This is a genomic window from Streptomyces sp. MJM8645, assembly GCF_001625365.1.
Taxonomy (GTDB): domain Bacteria; phylum Actinomycetota; class Actinomycetes; order Streptomycetales; family Streptomycetaceae; genus Kitasatospora.
Genome location: NZ_LJJF01000001.1, coordinates 383,433 through 403,186 on the forward strand (window position 1 = coordinate 383,433; position 19,754 = coordinate 403,186).

Sequence of the window (19,754 nt, forward strand, 5' to 3'; positions counted from 1 at the left end):
GTCCTCGGGGTCCTCGGGGTCCTCGACGGGCGAACTCCTACAGGTAGTCGTCCAGCCGGCCGAGGGCGAAGCCCTGCGCGGTGACGTCGTTGACGACCTTGCGGAGCAGGTCCGGCATCGAGGCCTTCCAGAGGTCGACGCCCCGGAAGTGGGTAAGGATGATGTCGCCCGGGTGGAGCTTCCGGTCGTCGTAGCGCCACTCCATGTGGTCCGGGAAGGCCTCCTCGTTCCACAGCGGCACCGCCTGGATCCCGCAGGACGCCGCCGCGCGCAGCGTGTCGTCGTTGTACTCGCCGTACGGGGGCCGGAACAGCCGGGGGCGGACGCCGATCTGCTTCTCCAGCTGGTCCTGCTGACGGCAGATCTCGTCGCGCTGGGCCCCGTAGTCGAGGACCTTCAGGTTGCGGTGGTTGATGGTGTGGTTGTTGATCTCCACCCCCTGGGCGTGCAGGTCGCGGAAGTAGCCGTAGTTCTCGCGGGCCAGGTAGTCGGAGATGTAGGTGCTGAGCGGGATGCCGAGTTCGTCGGCCATCCGGGAGAACTCCGGGTCCTTCTCGGAGCCGTCGTCGACGGTGAGGAAGACCACCTTCTCGTCGGTCGGCACCCGGTAGACCACCGGCGGCCGCCCCTCCTTGAGCTTCACGCCCTGCGACTGGGCCAGTACCGGCCTGGTCGCCGGGCGTGGCGGCGCCTTCAGCGGCGGGGCCTCCAGGCCCCATCGGTGCGCGGTCTCCAGGGCCGCCCCGGTTTCCGACTCCTGGCGGGCGACCGCCTCGGTGCCGGCCTCCTCCTCCTTGCGGGCCAGGCCCGGCAGCACCGGCAGCGCCTCGGGCGGGCGGCCGACCCCGTGTTCGACGACGGGCACGGCACCCGGCGCGGGCGGGACGACAGCCGGCCGCGCGGGGTCGACCGGCCCGGCACAGCCGGCGGCGACGGCGGAGAGGCAGACGGTGGCCAGCAGACCGGTCCGCACACCCGCCCGCACACCGGCGCCGCGTCCCTGAATTCCCCTCAAACCCGCATTAATGCGATGATTTGATGATCTGTTCATAGCAGCACTGCTCCCCCGCAGCGCACCCCCGCCAATCCCCTCATCACCCGTGCGGGGCAACGACGCGCCGGGCCCCTTGCCCTTCCTTTGCCGAACCAGCCGGGCACCCGAACCGGCCGGGCACCCGAGTCGACCGGGCACCCGCGCGAAAACCCGATTGCGGCCCGGGCCGGCGACCACCGATCATGCGCCCATGACCGACACCGCGCCCCGCACCGCCCGCCTCTGGTCCGTCGCCACGGCGGACGTCACCGCACCCGAGGCCCTGGCCCTACTGCGCGAGTACTACTACGACGTGGCCAACCGCTACTACCGCCTGCACCTCGGCCGCGAAGGCACCCCCGAGGAACTGGAGTCGGGGCTGGCCGGCTCCCCCAGCGACGACCTCGCCGCACCGGACGGGCTCTTCCTGCTCGGCCACTACGACGGCGCGGCCCAGTCCTGCGCCGGGCTGCGCCGGCGCGACGCCGACACCGTCGAGCTGACCCGGGTGTTCGTCCGCCCCGGCCTGCGCGGCACCGGCGGCGGCGCCCGGCTGCTCGCCGCCGTCGACGAGGCCGCCCGCTCGCTCGACGCCCGGCGGATCGTCCTCGACACCCGCCTCGACCTGGTCGAGGCCCGCGCGCTCTACACCCGCCACGGCTACCGCGAGATCCCCGCCTACAGCAGCGGCCCGTACGCCCAGGTCTGGTACGCCAAGGAGCTGGCCGGCTAACCCGCCTGTGTCAGGGCGGCCGTCAGCTCCGCCGTCGAGGGCGGGTTGGCGCCGGGGCGGGAGACGGTCAGCGCGGCGGCCGTCACCGCCTGGGTGAGGCAGCCGGCGAGGTCGGCGCCGGCGGCGCGGGCGTGCAGGAAAGCCGCCGTGAAGGAGTCCCCGGCGCCGACGGTGTCGGCGACCGGCACCGGAACGGCTGCGGCCCGCGCGTGCCCGCCCCCGGCGGTGAGCGCGAACGCGCCGTCGGCACCCAGGGTCACCGCGACCACGGCCGGGCCGAGGGCGAGCCAGCGGCGCGCGACCGCCTCCGCGTCCTCGCCGGGGTAGAGCCAGGCCAGGTCCTCGTCGCTCGCCTTGACCACGTCGCTCAGCGCCACGCAGCGCTCGACCCGCCGCACGGCCTGCGCCCGCTCGCCCATCAGCGCGGGGCGCACGTTCGGGTCGTAACTGATCTGCGACCGGCCGCGCCACCGCTCGACCAGCGCCAGCACCGCCGCCGCGCCCGGGTCGGTGACCGCCCCGATCGAGCCGAGGTGGATCGCGCCCGGCGCTTCGGCGAGTTCGGTCGGCGGCAACGTCCAGCCGATGTCGAAGGTGTAGCGCGCCCGCCCCTGTCCGTCGAGGCGCACCACGGCCGAGGGGGTCCGCTCCACCCCCGCGGCCCGGACCACCACCCCCGCCGACTCCAGGTGCGCCCGGATCAGCCGGCCGTTGGCGTCGTCCCCGAGCTGGGTGAGCAGGGTGGCGGGCCGCCCCAACCGGGCCAGGCCGTACGCGACGTTCGCGGGGCTGCCGCCGGGGTGGACGGTGTCCGGGGCGCCATCCGTGCGGACGACGTCGGCGACGCACTCACCGATCACCAGAACGTGCGAATCGGGGCTGGTCACGGCGGCTCCTGGCATCCGGTACGCGGGCGTCGTCTCGGCCGCCAGCCTACGGGGTGCACCCGGGCATGAAGGACGGCCGCCGGACCTGGCCAGGTTCTCCGACGGCCGTGGCCTCGTCCGTCAGGGGGCGAAGCACTTCGAACGTTAGTCAGCGCGTGGCGGCCCCGCCATCGCTGTAGGCCGTCCGGGGGATGGCCTCGTGTCGACAGCCGTCCGGGCGGCGGCGCCGGGCGGGCGCCCCGGTCCGCTAGGGTCCGTGCCCGGTGCGTCGCGCACGTACCGCCGCCAGGCCCCTCGGGGCCACGACTCCCGAAGTGCGGTGATCGCCCTGTCCAGGCCCCGTCTCGGCCTCGTCCTCCCCCTCGTGCTCAGTGCGGCACTGCTGTCCGCCGGCGCCAGGGCCGCCACCGCCGCGGACGGCCTCGGCGACCCGGTCTTCCCCTCGCTCGGCAACAGCGGGTACGACGCCCTCGCCTACGACCTGTCCTTCGACTACCGGGCCGCTACCCGCACCGTCGACGCGACCGCGGTGATCACCGCCCGGCCGTCCCGCACCCTGGCGCGCCTGGAGCTGGACGCGCTGGGCCTGACCGTGCACGCCGTCCGGGTCGACGGGCGCCCGGCGGGGTTCGCCGCCCACGACGAGAAGCTGACCATCACCCCGGCCCGGCCCCTGCACCGCGGCACCACCGCGCGGCTGACCGTCGAGTACACCGCCGACCCGCGCGCCAGGCTCCCGCACACCGGCTGGGTCCCGACCCCGGACGGCTTCGCGGTGGCCGGCCAGCCGGACAGCGCGCACACCGTCTTCCCGTGCAACGACCACCCCAGCGACAAGGCCCGGTTCAGCATCGCCGTCACCGCGCCCGACGGCCTGCTGGGCGTCGCCAACGGGGAGTTGGCGCAGACCGAACGGCTCGGCGACGGCCGGACCACCCGGCGGTACGCCTCCCGCGAGCCGATGGCCACCGAGCTGGTGCAGGTCTCCGTCGGGAACTACACCGTCCGCGAGCGCACCGGCCCGCACGGCCTGCCGCTGCGCGACGTCGTCCCGACCGCCCGGGCCGCCGAACTCGAACCCGCCCTGGCGCTCACCGCCGACCAGCTGACCTGGGCCGAGCAGCACCTCGGGCCGTTCCCCTTCGAGACCTACGGCCTCCTGCCGGCCGACACCGACGACCCGGCCGCGTTCGGCTTCACCGGCCTGGAGACCCAGACCCTCACCCTCTACAAGCCGGGCTTCCTGCGCCAGCCCGAGTCCGCGATCGGCTCGCACCAGATGCACGAGCTGGTGCACTCCTGGTTCGGCGACAGCGTCTCCCCCGCCAGCTGGGCGGACCTGTGGCTCAACGAGGGGCACGCCGACTACTACGCCCTGGTCTACCGCTACGAGCGCGGCTGGCCGGACGCCTGGGGCCACACCACCCTGGTCGACCGGATGCGGGCCCTCTACCGCCTCGGCGACCAGTGGCGGCACGACTCCGGACCGGTCGCCGCTCCCAGCGCCGCCAAGCTCTTCGACAGCCAGCGCTACACCGGCGGCGCGCTGGTGCTGTTCGCGCTGCGCGAGCGGGTCGGCGCCGAGGCCTTCGACCGGATCGAGCGCACCTTCCTGCGCGAGCACCGGTACGGCACCGCCAGCACCCAGGACTACCTGCGCGCCGCCTCCGAGGTCTCCGGCAAGGGCCTCTCCGGCTTCCTCACCGACTGGTTGTACGGGCTGCGCACCCCGCCGATGCCCGGCCACCCCGACTGGACGGTCGCCCCGGTGACCGCGGACCCGGCGGCCGCCGCCCGCGGTGTCCCCACCGAGGCGCCGCACGGCTCCGGGACGCTCTGACCCACCGTCGCCCGGCCGGCCCGATCCGCGGTCCGGCCTGATCCGTGGCCCGCCCGATCCGCGGTCCGCCGCCCCCTGCGTCCCACCCGTACGCCCCTGGCGCGCCGCATCGTGCACCCGGACGCCCCGTGAGCGCCTCTGGCCGGACGGGCCCGACGGGGCCATCGTGGTGCCCACGGCCCGCCCGCCGCCCGGCCGAGTCCCGGCCGGCTCGCGGGCCGTCCAACCTCCCCGCGCCGGCCGGCCGAAAATCCCCGCGCCCGGAAGACAACCCGGAACACCGTCCAGCACGTTCATCAGCTGTGAGTAGGACACCACGATCGCGGCCCAGCAGGCCGCCACGGCTGACAGGGACGGCACGGACACCATGGCGGGGACGGCGGGATGAGGGATGGCACACCGGACTTCGAGGAGTTCGTCTCCGCCTGCGGCCCGAAGATGCTGCGGGTGGCCTGGCTGTTGACCGGCGACCCGCACCAGGCCGAGGATCTGCTGCAGACCGCGCTCGCCAAGGTCTGGCCCAAATGGGACCGGATCTCCATCGACCGGCCCGAGGCCTACCTGCGGAAGGTGCTGGTCAACTGCAACGTCTCCTGGTGGCGCCGCCGCTGGACCGGCGAACTGCCGCACGGCGAACTGCCGGAGCCGCCGCCGGCCAGCGCGGACCCGTACGAAGGGGTGGTGCTCGGAGAGGTGGTCGCCCAGGCCGTCCGTGCCCTGCCGCCGCGCCAACGGGCCGTGGTGGTGCTGCGCTTCTTCGAGGACCTCAGCGTCGAGGAGACCGCCGAGGTCCTGGGCTGCAGCACCGGCACGGTCAAGAGCCAGACGCACCGCGCGCTCGCCGCGCTGCGCGGTCGGCTGCCGGCCCGGGAACTGCTGCTGGCGGGGGGACCTCGTGATCGGTACTGACCTGCTGGACCCGGACGACCCGAGGCCGGACGGCGGTGAGGGCGAGGACGAGCTGCGGATCCTGCTCCACCAGGCCGTACCGGAGCTCGCCACGCCCGAGGACCGGATGGAACGGGTACGCGCCCGCGCCATCGGCACCCAACGCCGACGGCGGGCCGCCGGGCTCGGGGCCGGACTGACCGCCGGGCTGGTCGCCGCGGCGCTGGCCGCCGCGCCCGCGATCGCGCCCACGCCGGAGCGCGGGGTGGCGGCGGGGCCGAGCGTGGCGGCCGGACCGGCCGAGACGGTGCCGGGCGGGGAGCCTCCCGTTCCGACGGCCGGCGCCGGCGCCAGCGCGACACCGACCATGGTGCCGACGGCCAGGTCCCAGGTCCACTTCCCGTCGTACCCGAACGTGGCGCTCGACCTGCCGAGCGGCTGGTACAGCCAGAGCACCTTCAGCGGCGACCCCCGGAACGGCATCGGCTACCTGGCCAACGGGCCGATCGGCCCCGTGTCCCCCTGCCGGACGGCGGGCATCGCCTGCCCGGGCGACACGCTGTTGCCCGTCGGCGGCGCCCTCCTCACCCTCCGGTTGGTGGACCAACCGGACCTGGTCGGGAAGTTCACCACCTCATCGGCCGTCACCTCCGACATCGCGCTCGACAAGGAATGCCTCACGCTCGGCGGCACCCGGGAACTCATCGGCCACCGGGCCGTCGCCCGGACCGGCACGCTGGTGCTGATCCAGCTGACGGCCTGCATGCGGGTGCCGTCGCACGTGACGATCCAGCAGGTGCAGCAGGTGCTGGACTCGATCCGGGCCGCCGAGGGGAGCAGTCCCTCGCCGACCACGACCCGCTGAGGACCGTCCGGGCCGCGCTGGCCGCCCCGCGTTCAGTGTCAGTGGCTCCTGCTAGCGTCCCGAGCACGATCAGAGAACGGGGGTCCTCTCATGGGTGGCGAGCGGCGACGGGCAGGTGCCGGGGGCTGCGACCGGTGGACGGCGCGGCGGAACGGCGAAGGTGGCGTGGTGGCCCTGCGGGGTGCGGACGTCCTGCCGATCACCGGCGGGCTGATACCCGGGGTCTGGTCGGTCTCCTCGGGTGCTGCCGGGCGGGCGTTCCACCGGTCCTGACGCGGCCGTGACACGACGGTGCGGGCCCGGCGGCCGTTGCCGGGCCCGCACCGGGCGGGTCAGTACCGGGCGGCTCAGTACCGCAGGACGGCCGCGATGTGGCCGCGGGCGTCGAGTTCGCCGGTGGGGACGAACTGCACCTTGGCGCCGGTGTCGAGGGCGCGCTCCACGATCTCGTCGACCATGTCCTCGCGGACGTCGGGCTCACCGGCTGCCGCCGGGACGAGGTGGTTGTCGGTCACCCGGACGGGCTGCCAGTAGTCCTCCTCCACCGCGACCACCGCGGCGCGGCCCTCGGCGACGGTCTGCCAGACCTCGTCGATGCCGGCGGCCAGGCCCTTCACACCCTGGGCCTGGTCGAGGCGCTCGTGCAGCTCGGTGACGGCCTTGCTGCCCTGCTCGGCGACCGTGGACCGGACGGCCTCGGCCACCGCGGCGGCGGCGGCATGGCCGAGGCCGCCGCGCGAGACCTGGGCGGTGGCGCGCTTGGCGGCGGTGCCGACCTCGTCGAGCAGGGAGATCGCGGCGGCCTCGCCGAGCACGTACAGCGGGCGGTTGTCGGCCTCCAGCACGGCGGCCAGCGCGGTGTCAGCCGAACGCAGGAAGCGGCGGGTCTCCTCGTCGCGGAAGGTGCTCGGTACGTCCCCGATCCGCTCCTTGCGCTCGACGTCCCAGTCCGGCGGGACCTGGTCGAGCGGGAAGGCGGCACTCGTGTGCTCGGCCAGGTGCGCCCCGCTGCCGCTGAACAGGGCGACCCGGTCGGCGGCGACGGTCAGCACCCAGTAGGGCGCACCGGCGGTGTAGGCGGAGACCAGGTTGCGGGTCAGGAAGGTCTCGGACAGCACGACCCGGGCGGGCACCGGGCGCGGCAGGGACCACACCTGGTGCTCGCCGGGGGCGGCGTAGATCACCAGGCCGTCCTCGGCGTGCACGAGGTCGACCTCGGTGAGCGCGCGGTCCAGCTGCTCGACGACGTCCAGCCGGTCGGCCCGGCTGACCGCCTCGTCGGCGTGCAGCCGGTTCTTCGCCTCGGCGACGAGGTTGCGCAGGCGGACCGGGTCCTGGGTGTTGTCGGGCTCGCTGCGGTGGGTGGGCAGCAGAACGGAGACGGCCGGGTAGCGCCGGGGGCGGCGCAGCTCGGCGAGGACGGCTGGCGTGAGCTCGGCTGCGTGCATCGGGTGCCCTTCGTGTCGCGGTGGGGGGTCCTGGTCGATGAGACCGACGTCGATGAGACCGAAAGTGTGGTGATTCAACCGATTTGCCGGAATCATTCCCGACCCCTCCCCATCCCACCGCCCTCCCACGCCTCCCGCCACCGGAAAAGGCCCGGGGCCCGGCAGCCCGTCCGGCGCCCGCGGCGCCGCCGTTCGGCCGACCGGCCGTCACCGGGCTGCGGCTGTGCCACGGCCCCGGCCTCACGGCCACGGACGAGGGAATCCGCCGCCGCCCTCGTAACCCGCCCGGCGGATCGTCGTTGGACCCGCCATGAAGAAGCGCAGCATGCTCGCCGTCGCCTCGCTCGCCGTGGGTTTCGTGGCCTCGCTCACCGCACCGAGTGCGCACGCCAGTGCCGTCGGGGGGCAGGACGGAATGTCCGGGTCGCTGACCAGTGCGCCGGACGCGTTGCCGGGGCAGGTCGGGGACGCGGGCGGCGTGGTCGGGGAGGCGACCGGGTACGTGACGGGCTCGGCCGACGGACTGGTCGGGGTCACCCCCGCATAGCTCGCAGCAGCGCGGCGTCAGGGCAGCTGGGCGCCGAGGTCCTGGGTCCAGTAGGTGCCGGCGGGGCCGGTGGCCAGACCGATGCCGACGTCCTTGAAGCCGCAGTCCAGCATGTTGGTCTGGTGGATGCCGCCGTCCATCCAGTGGGCGACCACCGTGGCGGGGGACGTCGGGCCCCGGTCGAGGTTCTCGCCCCACTGGGACCAGCGGTAGCCGACGGCGGTCAGCCGGGCGTCGGTGCGGACACCGTCCGGGTTGACGTGGTCGAAGAAGCCGCGGGCGACCATGTCGTCGGCGTGCTTCTGGGCGGCCGTGTGCAGTCGGGGGTCGATCCGCAGGGGGGCGCAGCCCACCTTGCCGCGTTCGGCGTTGACGAGGTCGACGAGTTGGCGCTCCGGGCTGGGCGGCGGCGGGGCCACCGACCGGGTGGCGGTGGGTGACGGCGTGGCCGTCGCCGTCTCGCTGGGGGTCGGCGTGGGCGTGGCCGCCAGGGTGACCGGGGCGGAGGCCGGGGTCGCGGTGGGCACCGGGGCGGCGGGAGCGGCGGCCGGGGTGGTGGGTTCGGGGGCCGCCTCCAGCGGGGTTTCGGCGGGGTGCGACCAGACCAGGGCGAGGGTGGTGACGGTCACCACCGCCACCGCACCGCTCGCCAGGACGGCCTTGCGCGCGGCGGTCCCGGCCCAGCCGCCGTGGGTGCTCGCGGCGGTCGGGGCGGCGGTGGCGACGGTGGCCGCGGTGTGCTGGAAGTGCAGCAGCGCGGGCGATCCGAGCGGGATCGGCACCAGGGCGAGGCCGGCCAGCAGCCCTTCGGCGGGGAAGAGGTCGCGGCCGAGGCGGTCGCAGGTGGCGCAGCCGCGGATGTGGCGGGCGATGCGCTTGCGCCACACGGAGTTGGGGGTGCCGTCGAAACCGGTGGTGACGTCGGCGAGTTCGGGGCAGCGGGGGTAGGCGCCGAGGGCGCGGACGACGATCCGGCCGGCTTCGAGCTGCTTCTTCATCCGCTGCACGCGGACGGCGGTGTGCTGCGGGGTCAGGTCGAGGGCTTCGGCCAGTTCGGCGCGGGTGAGTTCGCCGCTGGCCTCCAGCCACCAGAGGGCGAGGAGCTCGCGGTCGTCGGGGTCGAGCCAGCGGGTGGCCTCGGCGACTTCCCGGCGCTGGCCGGAGAGGCCGAGGCGCAGGACGGTGAGGTCGGTGAAGTCGGCCCTGGGGTCGGCGAGTTCCCAGGTCTCGTCGAGGCCGCCGACGGTGGGCTGCTGCTGGCCGGCGGCGTGGCGGCGACGGATCTGGTTCATGGTGATGGCGACCAGCCAGGAGCGGAAGGACTCCGGCTCGCGCAGCCCGTCCAGGCCGTCCAGGGCGCGGATCATGGTCTCCTGGGCGACGTCGTCGACGTCGGCGTGACCGTCCAGGGCGCGCCCGGCGACGTTGTAGACGAGCGGCAGCCAGGCGGCGACCAGCGCCTCCTGGGCCTGCCGGTCGCCCGCCTGGGCCGCGCGTACCAGGGTGGTCCCGGTCCTGTTCTGCACGTCAGCGTTCATGGTCCGCACTCCGTCTTGCCGTGTTCCGTTCGCCGCTGCCTCCTCGGAGACCTGTGGTGAGTGATCAGATAACAACAATTTGCGCGGAATCGGAAAACGGGCCCTGCCGGAGGGCCGGTCAGGCCGGGGCCGCGAAGACCTGGGTCCACCAGGGGCCGCCCGAACCGGTCCGCACACCGACCCCGAGCTGCTTGAACGCGCAGTTCAGGATGTTCGCACGGTGACCGGGGCTGTTCATCCAGGACTCCATCACCGCGGCCGGGTCCTTCTGGCCGCGGGCGATGTTCTCGCCCCAGGTGCTCCAGCGGTAGCCGGTCGCCTCGATGCGGTGGTCGGCGTGGTCTCCGTCGGGGCTGGCGTGGTCGAAGTAGTTGCGGTCCGCCATGTCGTCGCTGTGCGACTGGGCGGCGCTGGCCAGCCGGGGCTCGGCGCTGACCGGGCCGCAGCCGGCCTTGGCGCGTTCGACGTTGACCAGGTCGACGACCTGCTGGGCGGAGGAGGGCGCGGCGCCGCCGCCGACCGGGGTGGGCACCGAGGCGCTCGTAGGGGCCCCGGTGCGCTGCGCGGCGGCCGGAGTACCGGTGGGCTTGGCGGGAGCGGGAGCGGTCACGGGCGTGCTCGGGCCCGGCTTCCCGGTGGCCGTCGGGGTCGGCGTCGCCCTCGCGGTCGCCGGGGCTGTCGGGGACGCCGGGGCGGCGGGGGTGGTCGCGGCGGCACTGGCCGGAGCCGACGCCGGGTCGGTGGCGGCCGAGGTGGCCGGGGTGGCCGGCGGCGCGGCGACGTCGGGGCCCGCTCCCCCGGCGCCGGGGACCTGGATGCCGTCGTGGGTGCCGGCCTCGGCGGCTATCAGGGCGGCGTCCGCCGCCATCGCCTGGCCGGTGGTGTCCCGGTCGGCCTGCTTGCCGCCGTAGGCCGCGTAGCCGGCGCCGACCAGGGCGGCGAGCAGTCCGGTGCCGGCCACGGCGGCGGCGACGGCGGCGACCGGGCCGACCGGACCGCGCCGTCGGGCCCGGCGGCCCCGGCCTCCGGGGCGTTCCGTGTGCCGCTGGGCGGCCCGGCGCGCGGAGCGGCCGCCGGGTCGGCCGGAGGCTCCGCTCCGTGCACCGCTCTCGGCACCGATCGCCGGGAGGATGGTCGTCCTGTCGTCGCTGTTCACGTGCCCACGCTTTCTGTCCGGGTCGGCGGGTCGGGTGCCGACACCTGGGAGACCGCCCGGCGGCGCGCCGATAACAGAAAGTCCGAACGAATGTCCGGCGGCAGGATCACGGGCCGGCCGCGGCCGCACCCGGGGCCCGCTCCCGAGGCCCGCCCTCAGGCCACCCGCACGCGGGTCACGGGGCGTCCGGGGCCATGTCGTAGGTGACGAACATGGTCCGGGTGGCGACCTGGTCGTACTTGCTGCGGGCGCGGTGGTTGTCGTCGGCGGTGATCCAGCGGACGGTGTTCCAGCCGCGCTCGGCGGCGATCGCCCGCAGCCGGGCCAGCAGTTGGTCCACCGCTCCGCCGCCGCGCACCTCGGGCGCGACGAACAGGTCGTCGAGGAAGCCGCCGACGGCGCCGTGCAGGGGGCGGGCGAAGGGGCGGTAGTGGGCGAGCCCGACCGGCGTGCCGTCGCCGTCGCGGACCAGCAGGCCCTCCAGTTCGTGGTCCGGGTCGTGGAGCCAGGACCAGACCAGTTCGGCCTTCTCCTCCGGCATCGGCACCCGGTAGAACGCGCAGTAGCCACGGAAGAGTTCGCGCCAGGCGGGGTAGTCGGCGCGCTCCGGCGCGCCGACGCTCCAGCGGGTCGTGGTGGTCAACTCGGTCTCCCTCGGTCGGGCGGGCCCCGGGGTCGCCGGGCCGCGGTGTGGCGCCAGCATGACGGGCCATCGGCTCCGCGCCGAACTCCACCACGGCCAAGACCGGCCGTCCGCGCACTCCACTCCGGCGCGGTACGGGCGCGCCGCCCGCCGTGCGCCGGCCGGTCGGGTGGCCGATCCTGGACGCCCGGCCACGCACCACCCGAGGAGCGCCATGCGGCTGCGGCACCTGGCCCAGACGTCCCGCGCCGTCGCCGCCGAGCCCGGACGGCGGGCCAAGACGGCGCTGCTCGCGGACTGCCTGCGCGCACTGGGCCCGGCCGAGGCCCCGGCGGCGGTGGGCCTGCTGTCGGGCGAGTCGCAGCGGCTGCGCACCGGCGTCGGCCCGGCGGGCCTGCGCGACCTGCCGCCGCCCGCCGCCGAGGCCTCGCTCGGCGTCCGGGAGACCGAACGGGAATTGGAGCGGATCGCCGGGGTGCACGGGCCCGGCGCGCAGGCCGAGCGGCGGCGGCTGCTGGCCGGGCTGTTCGCCCGAGCGACCGAGGTCGAGCAGGCGTTCCTGCGCGCGGTGCTGGTCGGCGAGCTGCGCCAGGGCGCGCTGGACGCGCTGGTCGGCGACGCCGTCGCCCAGGCCGCCGGGGTGCCCGCGGCGGCGGTGCGCCGGGCGCTGATGTTCCGTGGCTCCGCCCGGGCGGTGGCGGAGGCGGCGCTGACCGGCGGGGCGCCCGCGCTGGCCGCGTTCCGGCTGGAAGTGGGCCGGGCGGTGCGGCCGATGCTGGCCGCCTCCGCGCCCGACGTGGCCTCGGCGCTGGAGCGCACCGGCCCGGCCGCGCTGGAGTGGAAGCTGGACGGCGTCCGGGTGCAGGTGCACCGGGACGGCGCGGAGGTCGCGGTGTTCACCCGCGGTCTGGACGACATCACCGCGCGCGTCCCCGAGGTGGCCGAGGCGGCGCTCGCGCTGCCGCTGCGCTCGGCGGTGCTGGACGGCGAGGCGATCGCACTCGGGCCCGACGGGCGGCCGCGCCCGTTCCAGGAGACCGCCGCGCGCACCGCCTCCCGGCGGGATCCGGAGCGGCTGCGCGCCGAAGTCCCGCTCAGCGCCTTCTTCTTCGACCTGTTGCACCGGGACGGCGAGGACCTGGTGGACCGCCCCGGCCGGGAGCGGTGGGCGGCGCTGGACGGGGCGGTGCCGGAGGGCCTGCGGGTGCCCCGCACCGAGACCGGGGACGGCGAGCGGGCACTGGAGTTCTTCCGCGAGACCCTGGCCCGCGGTCACGAGGGCGTCCTGGTCAAGGACCCGACGGCCGGGTACGCGGCCGGGCGGCGCGGTGCCGGCTGGATAAAAGTGAAGCCCCGACACACGCTGGACCTGGTGGTGCTGGCCGCCGAGTGGGGCAGCGGCCGGCGGCGCGGCCTCCTCAGCAATCTGCACCTGGGCGCCCGGGCGGCGGGCGAGCCCGGGCTTGGCCCGTGGGTGATGCTCGGCAAGACCTTCAAGGGCCTCACCGACGAGACGCTCGCCTGGCAGACCGCCGAACTCCTCGCCCGCGAGAGCGGGCGGGACGACTGGACGGTGCGGGTCCGGCCGGAACTGGTCGTCGAGATCGCCTTCGACGGTCTCCAGCGCAGCCCCCGCTACCCGGCGGGGCTGGCCCTGCGGTTCGCCCGGGTGGTGCGCTACCGGCCGGACAAGGGCGCGGCCGAGGCCGACACCGTCGCCACCGTCCGGGAGATCGCCGCCGCCGAGGGGCTGTGAGCCGCCCTTTGGCGGAGTAACGTCAATTTCAAACCCCTTTGCGGCGGCGCTGGACCGGCTCCGAACCGAATCGGCCATTCTGGACGATCCCCGCATCGCCCCTCCGTGGACGCAAGGGTGGCGGTTAGGTTGGCAATGACAACGAGAGGCGGCCGCCGGACGCCCGGCGCCGCACTGGCGAGAGGTGCTCGACCATGAAGGTGAGCGTCGACCGGGACCGCTGCTGCAGCTCCGGGATGTGCGTCCTGAACGCTCCGGAGATCTTCGACCAGGACGAGCAGGACAGTCTGGTGATCCTCCGTCAGACCGAGTTCAAGCCCCCGCAGTTCGCCGTGCTGAGGCTCGCCGCCGAGCTCTGCCCGGGCGGCGCGATCACCGTCACCGAGGAGGACTCCGCCGAGGACGCCGGCTGACGCCCCCACCGGCTCCCGACGGCCCCCTGCCCGCGCCGACCCCGGCCACCGTGACGACCGCCGCTCCCGGCCGCCGTCGCGCGAACCGTCGGCCCCGGCGCCACCCCACCCACCCGAGGACATTGCGACGCAAGGAGACCCCACCTTGACGAGCACACCCACCGCCCGGACCTTCCCGATGCCGGCCCCGCGCGACGCCGGCTGCCCGTTCAGCCCGCCGCCCGCCTACACCGAGGCCGCCGCGACGGCGCCCATCACCCGCGCCGCCCTGCCCGACGGCGAGTCCTGCTGGCTGGCCACCGGCTACGCCGAGGTCCGCACCATCCTGTCCGACCGCCGGTTCAGCGCGGACGCCCGCCACCCGGGGTTCCCGATGCTGGTGCCCGGCCGCCGGGAGGCCCTCCTCGCCAACCCGAGCTTCCTGCGGCTCGACGACCCCGAGCACGCCCGGCAGCGCCGGATGGTCACCGGCGACTTCCTGGTCAAGCGGGTCGAGGCGATGCGCCCCGGCATCCAGCAGATCGTCGACGAGGCGCTCGACCGGATGACCGACGGCCGGACCGAGGCCGACCTGGTCGCCGACTTCGCGCTGCCCGTCCCCTCGCTGGTGATCTGCCTGCTGCTCGGCGTCCCGTACGAGGACCGGGACCGCTTCCAGGGCCTCAGCCGGACCTTGCTCAACAAGCACAGCTCGGCCGAGGAGGTCCAGGCCGCCTCGGACGAACTGCGCGAGTACCTGGGTGGCCTGGCCGCCCGCAAGCGGGAGGAGCCGGGCAACGACATACTCAGCCGGCTCGCCGTCCGGGACGACCTCACGCCGGACGAGGTCGCCACGACCGGCATCCTGCTGCTGATAGCCGGGCACGAGACGACCGCGAACATGATCTCGCTCTCCACCGCCCTGCTCCTCGACCAGCCCGAGCAGATCGCCAGGCTGGCCGACCCGGCCGCGCTGCCCGGCGCCGTCGAGGAACTGCTGCGCCACCTGACCATCGTCGACCACGGGCTGCCCCGGGTCGCCTTGGAGGACGTCGAGCTGGGCGGCACCGTGATCAAGGCCGGGGAGGGCGTGATCGCGCTGATCTCCACCGCCAACCAGGACGAGGAGATGTTCGGCGGCGCCGACCTGCGGCCGGCCGACGAGCTCGACCTCGACCGGGACGCCCGGCGGCACATGGCCTTCGGCTTCGGCGTGCACCAGTGCCTCGGGCAGCCGCTCGCCCGCGCCGAGCTCCAGATCGCCCTGGCCACCCTGTTCCGACGGCTGCCCGGCCTGCGGCCGGCGGCCACCGGGGAGGGCCGGAAGTTCCGCTCGGAGGCGTTCATCTACGGAATGCGGTCGCTGCCCGTCACCTGGTGACGGCCGTCGGACGGAGGGCGGGGCCGGCCGGCGACCGGACAGGGTCTAGGTCCTGTCCGGTCGATCTTGGCGCCCGGCATGATCCGAAAGAGAGCCCCTAGGCCGTTCGGCTGGCCCCGGGGCCGGGGCGGGGGCAGGCTGGGGGGTGAGAGACAGACCCGGCCCTGCCGCACCCCGGCTCGGAGCGCGCCCGGACCGGCCGAGGAGACGGAGCCCGCCATGACCGACATGAGCGAACGGGCCGAGATGAGCACGGACCGTGACGAGGACGTCCGCGCCGCGGATCCCGAAGAGGGCATCACCTCGATGCAGAACCTGCACGCGCAGGACACCTCCCAGGCGGAGGGCGAGCCCACCCTGGAGGAGTCCGGTCCGGACCGCTGAACAGCTGTGAGCACCCGACCGCCCGGTGGGACCGGGCGGTCTTCGCGACCGCAGGTGTCGCTGCCCGGACAGCGGCTCACCGGCGGGGGAGGATAAGCGCATGACCGAACACGATCAAAACGGCAGGCAGGCCCGACCGCCCGTCGACCCGCGCACGTCGTGGGCGACCTGGACCACCCAGTCGATCATCAGCGGCCCCGGCGGGGTCGCCACCACCGAGATCGGTCCCATCTCCGGCGACCTCACCGTGCACACCACCTGGGTGGACGGCGAGGCCCGGCTCACCGTCCAGTACTCCGGCGCGCTGGACTGGTACACGGTGACCGGCAGCCCCGTCCCGGCGGCCGACGAGACCACCGCGCGGGCGATACACCAGGCGATGGTGAACGGCGTCAAAGCCGGCCGGGGCGCGGCCGCCCCGGCCCCGCCGGACAGGCTCTAGCCAGGAGCCCCCCGCCGGACAGGACCCAACCAGAAACCTCAGTCCCCCGGGACGACCTCGCCCCGCACCGCCGGCGCCGCGGCGGCCCAGTAGGCGCGGTCGACCGGGGGACGCGCACGCAGGTCCGCGCGGACCTCGCCGGCCAGCCGGCGGGTGTCGCGCCGGTTGACGGTGGCGCCGATGCCGGCGCCGACCAGCAGCGGGGTGAGCGACGGCAGGCGGCGCAGCGAGCTGCGGGTGAGCCGGCGGCTGAGCTGCTGGCGCACCTCCGCCCCGAGCGCCAGGGCGGCGAACCCGGCCGGCCGGGACAGCAGCTTCGCGTCGATCCCCCGGCGGTTGGCCCAGGCGCTCAGGTAGGCCCCGGCCCGCTGGGTGACACTGCCCGGCGCCCGGGCGCCGTAGACCTCGTGCAGTTCGGCGATCAGCTTGATCTCCACGGCCGCGACGGCGAGCGTCTCGGCCGCGATCTCCACCGGCATCGCGGGCGGCACCGGCAGCATCGCCGCCGCGCCCACGCCGGCGCCGAGCGCGCCGGAGGCCCGGGCCGCGCCGGTGACCAGCAGGTCGGCCAGCGCCTCGGGGTCGGCCGCGCCGGGGTGCTGGGCGCGCAGCGTGGCGAGGTCGCGCACGGGGATCCGCGGCGCGGCCTGCACCAGCTGCTCGGTGAGGGCCCGGCCGCCGAACGCGGCACCCTTGGCGGCGACCCGGCCACCCCGGCCGAGCAGGTGGGCCACGTTCGCCACCAGGGCCCGGCCGCGGCCACGGCCGGCCCGGTACTCGGCGATCTGCCACTCGCCCTCGGGCTGCTCGGCCTGCTCGACCAGTTCGGCGAGCTCGCCGGCCAGGCCGGCGTCGGGCACGGGGGCGGGCACGGGGGTCGGGGCGGGCTCGGGGACAGGCCTGGAACGTCCGGGTTTACGGAAGACTGCCATGGATGTCCGGTACCCCCTCCGCCGCCGGGGTACGCCCTACCCGGTGATCTCGACCCCGCGCCAGAACGCCACCCGGCCGCGGATCTCCTCGGCCTCCGGCTTCGGGTCGGCGTAGTACCAGGCCGCGTCGGGGTTGGTCCGCCCGTCCACTTCCAGCGTGTAGTAACCGGCGGTGCCCTTCCAGCCGCAGACGGTGGTGGTGTCGGACGGACGCAGGAATTCGGTCCGGACGGATTCGACCGGAAAGTAGTGGTTGCCCTCGACGACGACGGTCTCGTCGCTCTCGGCGACGACGGTGCCCTGCCAGCGCGCTGTGGTCATGCCGCCGATTCTGCCCCAGGGGCGGACGGCACCCCGGTGGTTCGCGGAAATCGTCCGCGGATGCCGGACGGCCAGGACGGCGGTCAGGGCAGCGGCTCGGCGTGGACCGGCAGGTGCGGGGACTGGTGGCCGCCGCTGGCGAGCATCCGGACCTCGCCGGCATTGCTGATCTCGGCACGGACGATGCCGCTGGCGTCCTCGTACACCGGGTGTCCGCCTGGGCCCGTCGCGCTGGTGCGGACGACCACGACGACGTCCTGCGGGGCCTGGGTGCCGGGGGTGCCGGGGAAGGTGAGCACGTAACGGTTCGCGGGGGTCATCTCCATCTCCTGTCCCGATTGTCCCGATCTCCTGGTCCCGATGCGCGGCCGCGGTCGGCGGGCCCGCCGAACGGCGGTCGGCCTACGCGGTGGCCCCGGCGGCCCGGGCGGGCGCGCCGCGGACCTCCAGCTCGGTGAGCAGCCGGGCGGTGGCCTCGGCGACCGCGTCCACGGCCCGGTCGAAGGCCTCGCGGTTGTGCGCCGCCGGGGCGCGGAACCCGGACACCTTGCGGACGTACTGCAGCGCGGCGGCGCGGAAGTCGTCCTCGTCGGCGTCGAGCGTCACCGGCGGGCGCAACGTCTTGATGTTGCGGCACATGCACCCAGTCTCGCGCGTGGACGCCGTACTGGCGACCCCCTCCCGTCACACGCACCTCACGGCGGCGTCATCCGGCCGGATTAGGATGCCGGACGAACGAATCCCCCCGTCCCGCCGCGCCTCCCCGTCCGCGGGCGTCACCCCGGAGTCACCCCCTTGCCTCTCGCGCTGCTCGCGCTGGCCGTCACCGCGTTCGCCATCGGCACCACCGAATTCGCCGCCATGGGCCTGCTCCCCCAGGTCGCCGACGATCTGCACGTCTCCATCCCGCAGGCCGGCTGGCTGATATCCGCGTACGCACTGGGCGTGGTCATCGGCGCCCCGCTGCTCACCGCGCTGGCCTCCGGCCGGCCGCGCAAGGCGGTGCTGGTGGCGCTCGCCGGGCTGTTCGCCACCGGCAACCTGCTGTGCGCGCTCGCACCGGACTTCTGGACGCTGGCCGCCGCCCGGCTGATCACCGGACTGCCGCACGGCGCGTTCTTCGGGGCCGGCGCGGTGGCCGCGGCCGAACTGGTGGCCCCCCACCGCCGGGCCCGGGCGGTGGCCGTGATGTTCTCCGGCCTGACCATCGCCAACATCGTCGGCGTGCCGGCCGCCACGCTGCTGGGCCAGCACCTGGGCTGGCGGGCGACCATGCTGGTGGTCGTCCTGATCGCCGCCGCCGGGACGCTCGCCATCGCCCGGCTGGTGCCGTCGCTGCCCTCCCCCGGCCAGACCGGGCTGCGGCACGAGCTGCGGGCCTTCCGGGACGGGCAGCTGTGGCTGGCGCTGGCCACCGTGGTGTTCGGCTGCGGCGGCTTCTTCGCCTGCTACAGCTACATCGCGCCGCTGCTCACCGAGGTCTCCGGGTACGCCACCGGCTCGGTGACGCTGGTGCTGGCACTGTTCGGCGTGGGGATGACGATCGGCAACGTGATCGGCGGGTTCGCGGCCGACCGGGCGCTGCGCCCGACGGTCTGCGCCGCCTTCGTGCTGCTGGCCGCCACCCTGGCGCTGTTCGCGGTGACCGCGCACGCCCGCTGGTCGGCCGCCGTCACGGTGGTGCTGATCGGGCTGTTCGGCTTCGCGATCGTGCCGGCGGTGCAGACGCTGGTCCTGCAGAAGGCGCGCAGCGCGCCGACGCTGGCCTCGGCGACGGTGCAGGGCGCGTTCAACCTGGCCAACGCGCAGGGCGCCTACTTCGGCGGGCTGGCCCTGGACGCCGGGTTCGGCTGGACGGCGCCGACCCTGGTGGGCGCCGTCCTGGCCGCTTCGGGCGCGCTGATCGCGGTGCTCGCCTGGGCGGCCGACCGGCGCCGGTCCGTGCCCGCCGCACCCGAGCGGGCCGCGGCGGCTCCGGCCACGGCGGCTCCGGTCGGCGTCCAGAATTAGGCCTGGGGCTGGGGCTGCGCCAGGGGTTCGAGCTCGCGGTGGGCGGCGGCCAGCAGCAGGTAGCCCTCGCCGTTGGCCTTGATGCCGGCCTTCTCGTCCTCGGTCAGCTCGCGGCGGACCTTGGCCGGGACTCCGGCGACCAGCGAGCCGGGCGGCACCCGCATCCCCTGCGGCACCACCGCGCCCGCCGCGACCAGCGAACCGGCGCCGATCCGGGCGCCGTTGAGCACGGTGGCGTTCATCCCGACCAGGGCGTCGTCCTCGACCACGCAGCCGTGCAGCACCGCGTTGTGCCCGACCGAGATCCGCTCGCCGACCACCAGCGGGAAGCCGGGGTCGGCGTGCAGGGTGCAGTTGTCCTGGATGTTGCTGTCCTGGCCCACGGTGATGGACTCGGCGTCGCCGCGCAGCACCGCCCCGTACCAGACGCCCGCGCCGGGGCCGATCGTCACGTCCCCGACCACGACGGCGTTCGGTGCGAGGAAGGCGCTCGGGTCGACGGTGGGCGCCTTGCCCCCGACTGCGGCGATCAGCGGCTCTGCCATGTCTCGTCCTCCT

22 protein-coding genes are annotated in these 19,754 nt (G+C 75.1%); 11 read left to right on the forward strand and 11 right to left on the reverse strand.

The features are described from left to right. Window positions 1-37 precede the first annotated feature (37 nt). Window positions 38-1,015 (reverse strand): polysaccharide deacetylase family protein, encoded by a 978-nt coding sequence (locus A6F73_RS01495; RefSeq protein WP_244293252.1) that lies wholly within the window; start codon window positions 1,013-1,015, stop codon window positions 38-40. Between the two features lie 229 nt (window positions 1,016-1,244). Here A6F73_RS01495 and A6F73_RS01500 point away from each other — a divergent pair, with 229 nt between their 5' ends. Continuing rightward, a complete protein-coding gene (locus tag A6F73_RS01500) occupies window positions 1,245-1,766 on the forward strand; it encodes a GNAT family N-acetyltransferase (RefSeq protein WP_079135345.1) in 522 nt (173 codons plus the stop codon). On the opposite strand, the gene A6F73_RS01505 is transcribed toward A6F73_RS01500, so the two are convergent. Continuing rightward, window positions 1,763-2,653: a carbohydrate kinase gene (locus A6F73_RS01505; RefSeq protein ID WP_244293253.1), complete on the reverse strand. Its 891-nt coding sequence runs from the start codon at window positions 2,651-2,653 to the stop codon at window positions 1,763-1,765. The two genes, A6F73_RS01500 and A6F73_RS01505, sit on opposite strands and share 4 nt — an antisense overlap. Before the next feature lie 319 nt (window positions 2,654-2,972). Between A6F73_RS01505 and A6F73_RS01510 the strand changes: the two genes are divergently transcribed. The 3 genes from A6F73_RS01510 to A6F73_RS01520 all read left to right on the forward strand — a co-directional run bounded on the left by A6F73_RS01510 (window position 2,973) and on the right by A6F73_RS01520 (window position 6,246). Continuing rightward, entirely contained in the window at window positions 2,973-4,493 is a 1,521-nt protein-coding gene (locus A6F73_RS01510; RefSeq protein WP_063346062.1) for a M1 family metallopeptidase, read from the forward strand. 384 nt (window positions 4,494-4,877) lie between these two features. Further along, the gene (locus A6F73_RS01515; protein WP_063346063.1) at window positions 4,878-5,402 is read left to right on the forward strand and encodes a SigE family RNA polymerase sigma factor; all 525 of its coding nucleotides are present in this window, start codon (window positions 4,878-4,880) and stop codon (window positions 5,400-5,402) included. Beyond that, window positions 5,389-6,246, forward strand: a complete 858-nt coding sequence (locus A6F73_RS01520) for a hypothetical protein (RefSeq protein WP_063346064.1) — start codon at window positions 5,389-5,391, stop codon at window positions 6,244-6,246. The genes A6F73_RS01515 and A6F73_RS01520 overlap by 14 nt, the downstream gene beginning before the upstream one ends. Before the next feature lie 347 nt (window positions 6,247-6,593). Here A6F73_RS01520 and A6F73_RS01525 read toward each other — a convergent pair whose 3' ends face one another. Further along, the gene (locus tag A6F73_RS01525; RefSeq protein WP_063346065.1) at window positions 6,594-7,694 is read right to left on the reverse strand and encodes a hypothetical protein; all 1,101 of its coding nucleotides are present in this window, start codon (window positions 7,692-7,694) and stop codon (window positions 6,594-6,596) included. Between the two features lie 310 nt (window positions 7,695-8,004). Here A6F73_RS01525 and A6F73_RS01530 point away from each other — a divergent pair, with 310 nt between their 5' ends. Then, a complete protein-coding gene (locus A6F73_RS01530) occupies window positions 8,005-8,241 on the forward strand; it encodes a hypothetical protein (RefSeq protein WP_063346066.1) in 237 nt (78 codons plus the stop codon). Window positions 8,242-8,258: 17 nt separating this feature from the next. Here the strand turns inward: A6F73_RS01530 and A6F73_RS01535 are convergent, their stop codons facing one another. The 3 genes from A6F73_RS01535 to A6F73_RS01545 all read right to left on the reverse strand — a co-directional run bounded on the left by A6F73_RS01535 (window position 8,259) and on the right by A6F73_RS01545 (window position 11,578). Beyond that, entirely contained in the window at window positions 8,259-9,779 is a 1,521-nt protein-coding gene (locus A6F73_RS01535; protein ID WP_063346067.1) for a sigma-70 family RNA polymerase sigma factor, read from the reverse strand. Between the two features lie 118 nt (window positions 9,780-9,897). After that, the gene (locus tag A6F73_RS01540; protein ID WP_063346068.1) at window positions 9,898-10,935 is read right to left on the reverse strand and encodes a CAP domain-containing protein; all 1,038 of its coding nucleotides are present in this window, start codon (window positions 10,933-10,935) and stop codon (window positions 9,898-9,900) included. A gap of 175 nt (window positions 10,936-11,110) precedes the next feature. Then, a complete protein-coding gene (locus A6F73_RS01545; protein ID WP_063346069.1) occupies window positions 11,111-11,578 on the reverse strand; it encodes a GNAT family N-acetyltransferase in 468 nt (155 codons plus the stop codon). Window positions 11,579-11,792: 214 nt separating this feature from the next. Between A6F73_RS01545 and A6F73_RS01550 the strand changes: the two genes are divergently transcribed. From A6F73_RS01550 to A6F73_RS01565, 5 genes are all read left to right on the forward strand, one after another. Continuing rightward, window positions 11,793-13,334 (forward strand): ATP-dependent DNA ligase, encoded by a 1,542-nt coding sequence (locus A6F73_RS01550; RefSeq protein WP_063346070.1) that lies wholly within the window; start codon window positions 11,793-11,795, stop codon window positions 13,332-13,334. A gap of 194 nt (window positions 13,335-13,528) precedes the next feature. Continuing rightward, complete coding sequence (locus A6F73_RS01555) at window positions 13,529-13,747, forward strand: ferredoxin (protein ID WP_063346071.1); 219 nt, start codon at window positions 13,529-13,531, stop codon at window positions 13,745-13,747. Between the two features lie 178 nt (window positions 13,748-13,925). Beyond that, the gene (locus tag A6F73_RS01560) at window positions 13,926-15,107 is read left to right on the forward strand and encodes a cytochrome P450 (RefSeq protein WP_063350857.1); all 1,182 of its coding nucleotides are present in this window, start codon (window positions 13,926-13,928) and stop codon (window positions 15,105-15,107) included. A gap of 219 nt (window positions 15,108-15,326) precedes the next feature. After that, complete coding sequence (locus A6F73_RS41225) at window positions 15,327-15,491, forward strand: hypothetical protein (RefSeq protein ID WP_159398310.1); 165 nt, start codon at window positions 15,327-15,329, stop codon at window positions 15,489-15,491. Window positions 15,492-15,591: 100 nt separating this feature from the next. After that, a complete protein-coding gene (locus tag A6F73_RS01565; protein ID WP_063346072.1) occupies window positions 15,592-15,933 on the forward strand; it encodes a hypothetical protein in 342 nt (113 codons plus the stop codon). Between the two features lie 38 nt (window positions 15,934-15,971). On the opposite strand, the gene A6F73_RS01570 is transcribed toward A6F73_RS01565, so the two are convergent. The 4 genes from A6F73_RS01570 to A6F73_RS01585 form a co-directional block, all read right to left on the reverse strand. Continuing rightward, a complete protein-coding gene (locus A6F73_RS01570) occupies window positions 15,972-16,793 on the reverse strand; it encodes a hypothetical protein (protein ID WP_208869036.1) in 822 nt (273 codons plus the stop codon). Window positions 16,794-16,901: 108 nt separating this feature from the next. Continuing rightward, window positions 16,902-17,186: a DUF427 domain-containing protein gene (locus A6F73_RS01575; protein WP_063346074.1), complete on the reverse strand. Its 285-nt coding sequence runs from the start codon at window positions 17,184-17,186 to the stop codon at window positions 16,902-16,904. Window positions 17,187-17,269: 83 nt separating this feature from the next. After that, window positions 17,270-17,506, reverse strand: a complete 237-nt coding sequence (locus tag A6F73_RS01580) for a DUF6296 family protein (protein ID WP_063350858.1) — start codon at window positions 17,504-17,506, stop codon at window positions 17,270-17,272. Window positions 17,507-17,588: 82 nt separating this feature from the next. Then, window positions 17,589-17,825, reverse strand: coding sequence for a DUF2277 domain-containing protein (locus A6F73_RS01585; RefSeq protein WP_063346075.1), 237 nt, complete (start codon window positions 17,823-17,825; stop codon window positions 17,589-17,591). 156 nt (window positions 17,826-17,981) lie between these two features. Between A6F73_RS01585 and A6F73_RS01590 the strand changes: the two genes are divergently transcribed. Next, on the forward strand, window positions 17,982-19,196 hold the full coding sequence (locus A6F73_RS01590) for an MFS transporter (protein WP_063346076.1): 1,215 nt from the start codon (window positions 17,982-17,984) through the stop codon (window positions 19,194-19,196). On the opposite strand, the gene A6F73_RS01595 is transcribed toward A6F73_RS01590, so the two are convergent. Continuing rightward, window positions 19,193-19,741, reverse strand: coding sequence for a gamma carbonic anhydrase family protein (locus A6F73_RS01595; protein WP_063346077.1), 549 nt, complete (start codon window positions 19,739-19,741; stop codon window positions 19,193-19,195). The genes A6F73_RS01590 and A6F73_RS01595 overlap by 4 nt on opposite strands. Between the last annotated feature and the right edge of the window lie 13 nt (window positions 19,742-19,754).

What these genes read in the sequence shown, in the direction of transcription:
- A6F73_RS01515 (WP_063346063.1), top strand. Translation starts at nt 4,878, where the DNA reads ATGAGGGATGGCACACCGGACTTCGAGGAGTTCGTCTCCGCCTGCGGC.
- A6F73_RS01595 (WP_063346077.1), bottom strand. Translation starts at nt 19,741, where the DNA reads ATGGCAGAGCCGCTGATCGCCGCAGTCGGGGGCAAGGCGCCCACCGTC.
- A6F73_RS41225 (WP_159398310.1), top strand. Translation starts at nt 15,327, where the DNA reads ATGACCGACATGAGCGAACGGGCCGAGATGAGCACGGACCGTGACGAG.
- A6F73_RS01500 (WP_079135345.1), top strand. Translation starts at nt 1,245, where the DNA reads ATGACCGACACCGCGCCCCGCACCGCCCGCCTCTGGTCCGTCGCCACG.
- A6F73_RS01535 (WP_063346067.1), bottom strand. Translation starts at nt 9,779, where the DNA reads ATGAACGCTGACGTGCAGAACAGGACCGGGACCACCCTGGTACGCGCG.
- A6F73_RS01550 (WP_063346070.1), top strand. Translation starts at nt 11,793, where the DNA reads ATGCGGCTGCGGCACCTGGCCCAGACGTCCCGCGCCGTCGCCGCCGAG.
- A6F73_RS01530 (WP_063346066.1), top strand. Translation starts at nt 8,005, where the DNA reads ATGAAGAAGCGCAGCATGCTCGCCGTCGCCTCGCTCGCCGTGGGTTTC.
- A6F73_RS01560 (WP_063350857.1), top strand. Translation starts at nt 13,926, where the DNA reads ATGCCGGCCCCGCGCGACGCCGGCTGCCCGTTCAGCCCGCCGCCCGCC.
- A6F73_RS01565 (WP_063346072.1), top strand. Translation starts at nt 15,592, where the DNA reads ATGACCGAACACGATCAAAACGGCAGGCAGGCCCGACCGCCCGTCGAC.
- A6F73_RS01585 (WP_063346075.1), bottom strand. Translation starts at nt 17,825, where the DNA reads ATGTGCCGCAACATCAAGACGTTGCGCCCGCCGGTGACGCTCGACGCC.
- A6F73_RS01575 (WP_063346074.1), bottom strand. Translation starts at nt 17,186, where the DNA reads ATGACCACAGCGCGCTGGCAGGGCACCGTCGTCGCCGAGAGCGACGAG.
- A6F73_RS01525 (WP_063346065.1), bottom strand. Translation starts at nt 7,694, where the DNA reads ATGCACGCAGCCGAGCTCACGCCAGCCGTCCTCGCCGAGCTGCGCCGC.
- A6F73_RS01555 (WP_063346071.1), top strand. Translation starts at nt 13,529, where the DNA reads ATGAAGGTGAGCGTCGACCGGGACCGCTGCTGCAGCTCCGGGATGTGC.
- A6F73_RS01580 (WP_063350858.1), bottom strand. Translation starts at nt 17,506, where the DNA reads ATGACCCCCGCGAACCGTTACGTGCTCACCTTCCCCGGCACCCCCGGC.